This is a genomic window from Thermococcus sp. (assembly GCF_027008145.1).
Taxonomy (GTDB): domain Archaea; phylum Methanobacteriota_B; class Thermococci; order Thermococcales; family Thermococcaceae; genus Thermococcus.
The window spans coordinates 1-7,684 of record NZ_JALTCZ010000095.1; the positions used below are offsets into that span (position 1 = coordinate 1).

The 7,684-nt window shown below is 54.2% G+C and carries 12 protein-coding genes; 6 read left to right on the forward strand and 6 right to left on the reverse strand.

The window, feature by feature from the left end; genetic code table 11:
• From MVD07_RS04510 to dph2, 4 genes are all read right to left on the reverse strand, one after another.
• A partial coding sequence (locus MVD07_RS04510; protein ID WP_297499134.1) for a hypothetical protein occupies positions 1–430 on the reverse strand: 430 nt, incomplete at its 3' end.
• A gap of 62 nt (positions 431–492) precedes the next feature.
• Complete coding sequence (locus MVD07_RS04515; RefSeq protein WP_297499136.1) at positions 493–1,125, reverse strand: METTL5 family protein; 633 nt, start codon at positions 1,123–1,125, stop codon at positions 493–495.
• A gap of 4 nt (positions 1,126–1,129) precedes the next feature.
• Positions 1,130–1,510 carry a hypothetical protein gene (locus tag MVD07_RS04520; RefSeq protein ID WP_297499138.1) on the reverse strand — a complete coding sequence of 127 codons (381 nt, stop codon included), beginning with the start codon at positions 1,508–1,510 and terminating at the stop codon, positions 1,130–1,132.
• Entirely contained in the window at positions 1,488–2,528 is a 1,041-nt protein-coding gene (gene dph2 / locus MVD07_RS04525) for a diphthamide biosynthesis enzyme Dph2 (protein ID WP_297499140.1), read from the reverse strand. Before dph2 ends, MVD07_RS04520 begins: the two co-directional genes overlap by 23 nt.
• A gap of 181 nt (positions 2,529–2,709) precedes the next feature.
• Here dph2 and MVD07_RS04530 point away from each other — a divergent pair, with 181 nt between their 5' ends.
• The 5 genes from MVD07_RS04530 (at position 2,710) to MVD07_RS04550 (ending at position 5,911) form a co-directional block, all read left to right on the forward strand.
• A complete protein-coding gene (locus MVD07_RS04530; RefSeq protein ID WP_297499142.1) occupies positions 2,710–3,300 on the forward strand; it encodes a YiiX/YebB-like N1pC/P60 family cysteine hydrolase in 591 nt (196 codons plus the stop codon).
• A gap of 88 nt (positions 3,301–3,388) precedes the next feature.
• Entirely contained in the window at positions 3,389–3,709 is a 321-nt protein-coding gene (locus MVD07_RS04535) for a heavy metal-binding domain-containing protein (RefSeq protein WP_297499144.1), read from the forward strand.
• Between the two features lie 5 nt (positions 3,710–3,714).
• A complete protein-coding gene (locus MVD07_RS04540) occupies positions 3,715–4,713 on the forward strand; it encodes a DUF3887 domain-containing protein (protein WP_366078460.1) in 999 nt (332 codons plus the stop codon).
• Between the two features lie 45 nt (positions 4,714–4,758).
• Positions 4,759–5,118, forward strand: a complete 360-nt coding sequence (locus MVD07_RS04545) for a PadR family transcriptional regulator (protein WP_297499149.1) — start codon at positions 4,759–4,761, stop codon at positions 5,116–5,118.
• 16 nt (positions 5,119–5,134) lie between these two features.
• Positions 5,135–5,911, forward strand: coding sequence for a DUF1648 domain-containing protein (locus MVD07_RS04550; RefSeq protein WP_297499151.1), 777 nt, complete (start codon positions 5,135–5,137; stop codon positions 5,909–5,911).
• Here MVD07_RS04550 and MVD07_RS04555 read toward each other — a convergent pair whose 3' ends face one another.
• Positions 5,912–6,304, reverse strand: a complete 393-nt coding sequence (locus tag MVD07_RS04555; RefSeq protein WP_297499157.1) for a sigma factor-like helix-turn-helix DNA-binding protein — start codon at positions 6,302–6,304, stop codon at positions 5,912–5,914.
• The gene (locus tag MVD07_RS04560; RefSeq protein ID WP_297499153.1) at positions 6,288–6,983 is read right to left on the reverse strand and encodes a hypothetical protein; all 696 of its coding nucleotides are present in this window, start codon (positions 6,981–6,983) and stop codon (positions 6,288–6,290) included. The genes MVD07_RS04555 and MVD07_RS04560 overlap by 17 nt, the downstream gene beginning before the upstream one ends.
• 95 nt (positions 6,984–7,078) lie before the next feature.
• Here MVD07_RS04560 and MVD07_RS04565 point away from each other — a divergent pair.
• Positions 7,079–7,684 (forward strand): class I SAM-dependent methyltransferase (locus tag MVD07_RS04565; protein WP_297499155.1); only part of this gene is annotated, 606 nt, incomplete at its 3' end.

Here is a 7,684-nt window from a genome sequence, read left to right on the forward strand (position 1 = left end):
TCGATACGTACGGGATTTTTATGCTCCCTATCACGTCCATTATGCCAGACCAGACGAGGGGACTCTTTGAGGGGGCCTTTCTGAGGAGGGCTTCGATGACAAGGGTCAGTTCTCTATCCGTTAGAGGGTTGTTCTTGAGGAGAATCGCCAGAAGCTCAAGGGCCCTGCTGGAGACCCTGCCGTCGTTGCTCTTCACGGCATCTACTATTCTTCCGAGCCCGAGCTGTAGGACGCGCTTTCTCTCCTTCCAGTTTGAGCCCCTAGTTGCGTCGGTGAGGACCTTTAGCGCCCTTATTTTGAGCGCATCATCCCCCGATTCGAGGACGTTGAGAACCTCGATTAAGGCCCTTTCGTTCTCGACAATGAGCCCTGCAACCCTGCCGACATCCCAGGTTTTAAGGGCCTCCCTTATTTCAGGCACCCCGAGCATCGTGCACACCCGTGTTATTCTTAATTTGGGGTATACCCCCGCCCCAAATATAGCTTTTTCGCTTAAATCGCTCCAACTCCACTTGGGGATTTTTCAAAGCGGTATATATCGACGGGTATTCTCTCCAATCTCCTCCTGTGAAAGTGGAACTGGGCCGGGATTTCAAAGGTAACCGTTAGGTGATGAGTAATTCTGAAATTATGTTCATATGCAAATTTCTCGATAAACCTCCTCACATCGGGCTTTGCCAGGTGGATCGAGTAGACCGAGCCTGAAACTTCAAAGGCCTTCTCAAGGAAGGGTCTGTCGGCATGCTTTACCTGGCTCCCGAAAGGTGGGTTCATAACGACGGTATCTACCTTGACTGAGAACTCCGAGACATCCCCTTCAAAGATTTCAACACACTCCAGGGTTTCTGTCCTTTCGAGGTTCTTCCTGAGCACTCTAAGGGCATCGCCGTCTTTCTCCACGGCGTAGATCTTTCTCGCCCCAAGAAGACACGCTCCTATTGAGAGAACCCCCGTCCCGGCCCCGAGGTCTGCTATAACCTTTCCCTCAACCTCTCCAATGGAGCGGGCCAGCCAGAGGAGTTCAGATGCAACACTCCCAGGAGTCCTGTACTGTTCGAGCTCCGCCTTCGGGTTCTCAAAGCCCTCAAGCCTGGAGAGGAGAATGGCCAGTTGCTTCTTCTTCATGGAATCACCCGTAAACCCTCTCAACGAGCTCCCTGAGAGTTCCGTTCATTTGGTAGCCTGGAACTTTTAAGGCCGTTCCCGCTATGCCGAAGATTATTGTCACGGAGATCGCCCCAATGAAGAACAAGATGAAGGCCAAGATGGATGCGGAGAGAGCGCTCCCCACCTTCAGCCTTTTGGCTAGAAGGTAACCCAGTATCGTCAGAAAACCCAGGATGAAGCCGAGCTTTATCGAGATTATGGGTATCGCGATTGAGAGGAGGAGCAGGGTTATCCGCCGGGGCTTCAAGTAGGTGAAGAGTGCCAGAACGGTCTTGAGAGACCAGTAGCAGAGGAGAAAAAGGGTGAGCCAGTTGGCGATGCTAAATGCTGTCCCTGTACCCATGGAGCGCCACCCCCAGTGGCTCGTCCTCAGTCCGCTCACCACCCGGTATCTCGTCGAACTCGTAGTCCTCGCGCAGGCCGAGCAGTATCTCCACTTCCTTTGGAGTTAGGACGGGCTTCCTCCAGTTCTCGTAGTCGTCGATTGGAATCCTCGGACAGGCGACGACAACGTAGGCATCGAAGGAGAACCCCTCCAGAGCGGGATAGCTTATGCGGTTCATTACCAAAAGCTCGGCCTCCTTCCCGTGCTCTCGGAGGAGCCTCACGATTCTCCTTGCCTCCCCCAGACGGAGCTGGCCCTTCTTGGTGCTCGTCACAACTCCGAAGCTTTCAGCATCTATCGCCTTGGCTATCTGCGCCCAGCGCTTCCTTATAAGTCTCTCAGCCTCTTCCTTCATCCACGTGACGTCGCCTGAGTATGGGTTTACAGCTAAGGTCGGCTTCCCCGTGGCCACGGCAACCCCCAGCGGGTGGAAGTAGCCGGCCCCTATGAAGAGCACCCCTTCAGCATCAACCCTTGCGCTTGAAAAGTTGCAGCCCAGCACCTGCCCCGGCCAGCTGACGCGAGAATCTCCCTTCCCTACAAGAACCTCAAAGCCCTTTCCTTCCAGAAACTTCCTGGCTTTCCCCAGCTGGTGTACGTGCTGGGCTGTTGTTACGAGGGCTATCCTCTTCCCCAGCTTCCTTATCTCTCCGAGGTTCCCCTCAAGTGCAGGGACGACATCAACCTCTGCAAAGGCAGGAACGAATATCGTTGGAACCTCCAGGTGGAGCTTCATGTAGCTGTGGCCGAGGTGTACCAAAGCGTCACAGCCGAGGCTCCTGGCTTCTCTATCGGCCGGATCGCAGGCACCGTAGTTTACCTCACCGTGGAGGATGACCTCAACTCCATTCTCCTCAAGGAAGCTCCCCAGGGCCTCGGCCTCCCGTCTCAGCCCCTCTGGGGACTGTATGAGAATCCTCTTAGCGCCGATGAGTTTGAGCTCATTGAGCACCTCGCCGGCAGGTATCTTGTGCATTCGACCACCATTCCCCCTTGGTGGTGAGTGTTTAAATGCCCATCGCTTACAGTCAGTTACCCCCTTTGCATGACTATCAATGACGTTATGTGGACATTGAATTGCATTGACAGACGTTGCGCAACATTTATTAACCCCAATGCCCTTTGCAATTTCTGCAAGATATTGGGAGGTGTATTAAATGAAATGGGCTGCCCCAATAATTGGACTTCTTGCCCTGGTTGTGCTGGCGAATCCTGCGGCAGCATCTGGAAGCCTCGGAGGCTCGGATTACTGGCACCCCTACCCGACTGGAATAATCCCGGGGGACATCGTGATAGGCCATAATCCGGTCAGCGACCTCATAATACCCGGCTACTGGACTCACACCGGGATAATAGCCTACTACGACTCGAACGCTAGGGATTGGGTCGTCATAGAGGCCTGGGACGACCCGAGCGAGGTCAGGATGGTGTACCTCTCGGACTTCCTCAAGAGGTATGATACCGTTGCGGTTCTCCGCGTCAGGACGACCAATGAGATAAGGCTTGCAGCCGTTAACTTTGCCTTCCAGCAGCTCGGAAAGCCCTACGACTGGGAGTGGTGGACCAAGCACGTCTACGGCGACAGCTACTACTGCTCAGAGCTTGTCTGGGCCGCCTACAAGGCAGTCGGTGGGCCTGACATCGACGCCGACCCCGGCTTCAGCTGGAAGTACCTCTGGGGAGTCGCACCCCAGGAGATATACGACGACAACGACACCTATGTGATTTACTACCACAGCGACGCCTGATTCCTTCCCTTTTCTCCCCATTCCCGAAACATTTTTATATTCCCTCTCCAAAATATACCTCGAAGTTCGATGTATCGGGGTGAGTAGTATGATTGTGGTGACGACCGAGAGGGTCCCCGGCTACCGCGTCGTTGAGGTCAAGGGATTGGCCAGGGGAGGTGTTGTTATGGCGACGCACCTGGGCAGGGACATAATAGCCGGCTTCCGAAACCTCGTTGGCGGTGAGGTCAAGGAGTACACTGAGATGATGGCCAAGGCAAGGGAGATAGCACTCCAGAGGATGATAGAGAACGCGGAGGGAATGGGCGCCAATGCCGTCATCGGGATGCGCTTCATGACTTCCAACGTTGGTCAGAGGATGGCCGAGGTTTACGCCTTTGGAACGGCCGTCGTTGTGGAGAGGGAGTGAAGATAATGAGAAAGCTCCTCCCTGTTTTTGTTTTAACAGTCTTCGTTGCATTCCTCCCTGCAGTACATTCTTTAACACCCCAGGAGGCCATGATGGAGGCCCTTAAAACGGGCAACTACTCGATTGTTGAGCCCTACCTCTCACCCATTATGAAGAAGGCCCTCCCCAAGGGTTCCTTTGAGGCAATACGCAGGAGCCTGATAGGGGCTCACGGCGAGATACAGTCATACGAATTCGTGAAACGCGAGGAGGAAGGGCCCTACATTACGTATTACTACCGCGTCACCGCTTCAAGGGGAACCTACATCGTTACCGTCACCGTAAGGGACGGAAAGGTGGGTGGATTCCATCTCAAGGGCGTGCCCTTTAAAGCCACTGCCAGTGCCCTCTATCCCATTTTAGGCGCCCTGTTAGCCTTTCTGATTATCTGGGCCTACGTGAGGAAGCTTGGCGTCGCGGAGGTCATCTTCGGCATGGTTCTTCTCTTCATCGTGCTCCTCATCCAACCACTGATTCAATCCATTCCCACCTTCCTTGGCGTTTCAAACATCACTTTCCTCGTCCTCTGGACGGGCTTTATAGCCGGGCTCCTTCAGGAAGTCGCTAAGTACTACTCCTCTAGGGACAAAAGCCAGAGAAAAGCCCTTTACATAGGGGCCGGCTTCGGTTTTGGGGAGGCCATCTACGTATCACTGATAAGCATGGTAGGTGGCGGCTCGGTAGTGTTACTAAGCGCACTCGAAAGGTTTCTGGCGCTCCTCTTCCACTCCTCAACGACGGTGATATTTTCAAGAGCATACCACCGCGGCAGGGGACGGGAAGCCCTGATGGTTTTGATTCTAATCCACTGGTTCGTGGATTCCCTCGCGGCCTACTGGCACTACAGCCCGAGCTACCTCATCCTCGGAGTGAGCTACGCGGTGATGCTCGCCGTTGGACTTTACCTCCTCAGACTCCTTCCGGAGGTGAAAGTGGAGGAGGAGATAGAAACCGTTAAGTGGTGAAGCTTTTTATCCCTATATCCATTTTTCTAAGGAGGAGACCAAGTGTTGCTGGGAGATCCAAGAGAGAAAGCCCTTAAGAAGCTCAGGAAAGAGCTCCGCTCGGGTTTATATTCCTACTTAGTCCTGTCTATTTTAGAGAAGGAAGGCGAGCTTCACGGCTACGCTATAAGGAAGAAACTCAACGAGCTGAGCAACGGAAGGCTCGTCCCGAGTGAAGGTGCCCTGTACGACATTCTGAAGGGACTGAAGAAGCTCGGCCTTGTGGAGGATGAGTGGGCTGAAGCAGGAGGACGACCGAGGAAGTACTACTGCCTGACAGAGCTTGGAAGGGAGGTTTTAGAAGAGCTTGGGGATGAAATCAGGGAGATCGTTCTGGTCATTGAGAAGGTGAACGGGGGATGGTAGGATGGAGGTTCAAACGGTGGTTGAGTTATTCACGGGATTGATCCTTCTGATCACAGGCCTTTTAACATTAGCTTTCAGGAACCGGCAGAGCTCGTTCATAGGCTTCAGGATCGGCTACACGTACAATTCAGAGAGGGCCTGGAGAAAAGCCAACACATTCGCAGGGGTGTTTTCAATAGCCTATTCCCTCTTCCTCCTCCTGCTTGCACTCCTAGGCGTTTCCCTCGGGGTTTTCATCGTCATCACGATGGGCTTCGTGCTCGCGGAGGTGCTCCTCGACACGTGGATCGCCAGGCGCGAGTACGAGCTTGAGGAACTCTCAAGGGAGGCCCCCGAGAAGCCCCCTGGGGAGAGAATAGAAGCGAACGTAAAACCCTACCTGCTCATACAGCTGGCCTTCCTCGGTCTCTACCTGCTCATCGTTGCCCTCAGCTGGAGCGCCCTGCCGGAGCAGATGGCGGTTCACTTCAGTGCATCGGGAAGACCCAACGGCTTCATGTCGCGGGCGTGGGGAGCGGTGGGCGTGCCGGTGATGGTCTGGGCCATGTTCTTCGGCCTCACCCTGCTCGGGAAAGACCCCGGCTTCTTCGCGAGGATGCGGCGCTTCTCCCCAACTGACTGGAGGGCGTGGGCAGAGTTCAACACGCTGATGAGCCTCGGACTCATGGCGATGTCCTTCATCGTGGTACTCTACAACCTTGGGAGCGTATCGGTGGAGTGGGTGAGCTATTCGGCCTGGACGTTTTTGGCTCTCGGCTTCTTTGGGATATATCTGCTGGCAAAGGCGAAGTAGTCAGCTTTCAAGGGCCTTCACCAGTTCAGCCCTTTTCTCCTTCCTTATCAAACCGATGGCAACCGCGTACTGGAGAACGTACTCCGGAAACTCGGCATTGAAGAAGGCCCTTATTCCTTTTCCCGGAAGGTAGAATGCATAAACGCGGACGTTTTTATCCCCGCACTCTCCTCTCGCAACCATGAAGCCCTTCTCCGCGTTGACCCTGACCACATCCCAGGAGAATACTTCGGCGAGACCGAAGAACGCCTCGAAGAGCTTGACCCTCGCGTCCTTCAGGGCCTTGTTGACGGCCTGCCTCGATACCCCGAGGGTCTCGGCTATCTCGACTTCGCGCATGCCTTTGGCTCTCATTAGCCATACCCTTTCCATGCCCTCAGGGAGTCTGAACATCAACGCGTCCCCCCAGGGTCCTCAAAAAGACATCCACGGGAACCTTGCTATTGAGGGTTATAAGGTACTTTTCCCCGACCGTTTTCAGAACGACATAGTCTCTGGAGTAGTAAGAGGCGTAGGTAAAGAACACCGCAATCTCCCCGATAAACACCATTATGGGGTCAACCGCTCCAGGAACGATGAGCCACAGGAGAAGGCTGAGGATTAGGGGGATAGCAAAGGCCAGCATGCCAATCTCATCCCATCCAAATGGTATAGAGAGGAGCAGAAGATACGATGCGGACACCAGGAATAGGGCAGTGTAACCCGAATAATCCCTGCTCGGATGGGTTAGGACAACGAACAGCGAGAAGCATACAACTGATAGGACAAGAAGAAAGAAATCGGGAAACTCCCTGGCGAGCGAGGACAGGGTTAGCCTGTTCATTGCTTTTACTTCCCAAACCTCCTCAATCGGAACTTCAACTGCTTTCTTTCCGAAGAGATAGTAGAGCCTGAGCTTTTTTCCATCGATCTCAACGGACGTGCCCCAAGACATGGCGAGGAATAACCAGCCAAGGAGGGAAACCCATGAGAACCTCTCAAATAGGGGGCCAATCAGGAAGAAGGCAAAGCCCACGAGGAGTAACACAAACTGGGGGCGTGATACACCCGGGATTGCTCCGTTCACTTTCATTTTCAACACCTTCGTCAATCTTTGTAAGTTGACAAAATATTTAAGCCTTTCGATAGCCTTAAATTACTCGACTCACTTCTCCCTGTGGTGGTGCCATGACCCTTGAGGAGCTCTACCGCTACATAAACTGGAGGATGGATCCCAGGGACAAGAAGGCAAGGGATAGGTTCAACAGAATAGTGGGGTTCTTTAAATCCCTTACCTGGCTTCCGCAGGGCGGAAGGGTTCTCGACCTCTGTGCCGGGACTGGCATAGCCGGTGTTGCCCTCGCCAAGGCGACCGACGCGAGACTCCTCACCGTCCTCGACGCCAGGAAGGAAGACCTTGGGCTTGCCCTGGAGTGGGTCAAAACGGCCGGCATAAGCCCGGAGCTCAGAACCGTCCAGGGAGACGCGAGAGAGCTCGCGAACCTCGTCGGGGAGCACGACGTAGCGGTTCTCTGGGGCTACACGATGCCACACTTCGATCCCTTTGATGCGGTGAGGCTCTTTGCCAACGTTGCACTGGTTCTGAGTGACGACGGGGTTTTCATGATAGAGGACATGGACAGGGTCTACTGGATACTCTACAGAGTAGGTTACAGGAGGTTCCTCATAGAGGGTCGGAATGGCAACTACACTATAGCCTCTATGCATGAGGGCTACGACTTCGAGAGGGGCACCTTCAGGAGGGGATACTACCTCCTGCCCGGCTTCAGGAAG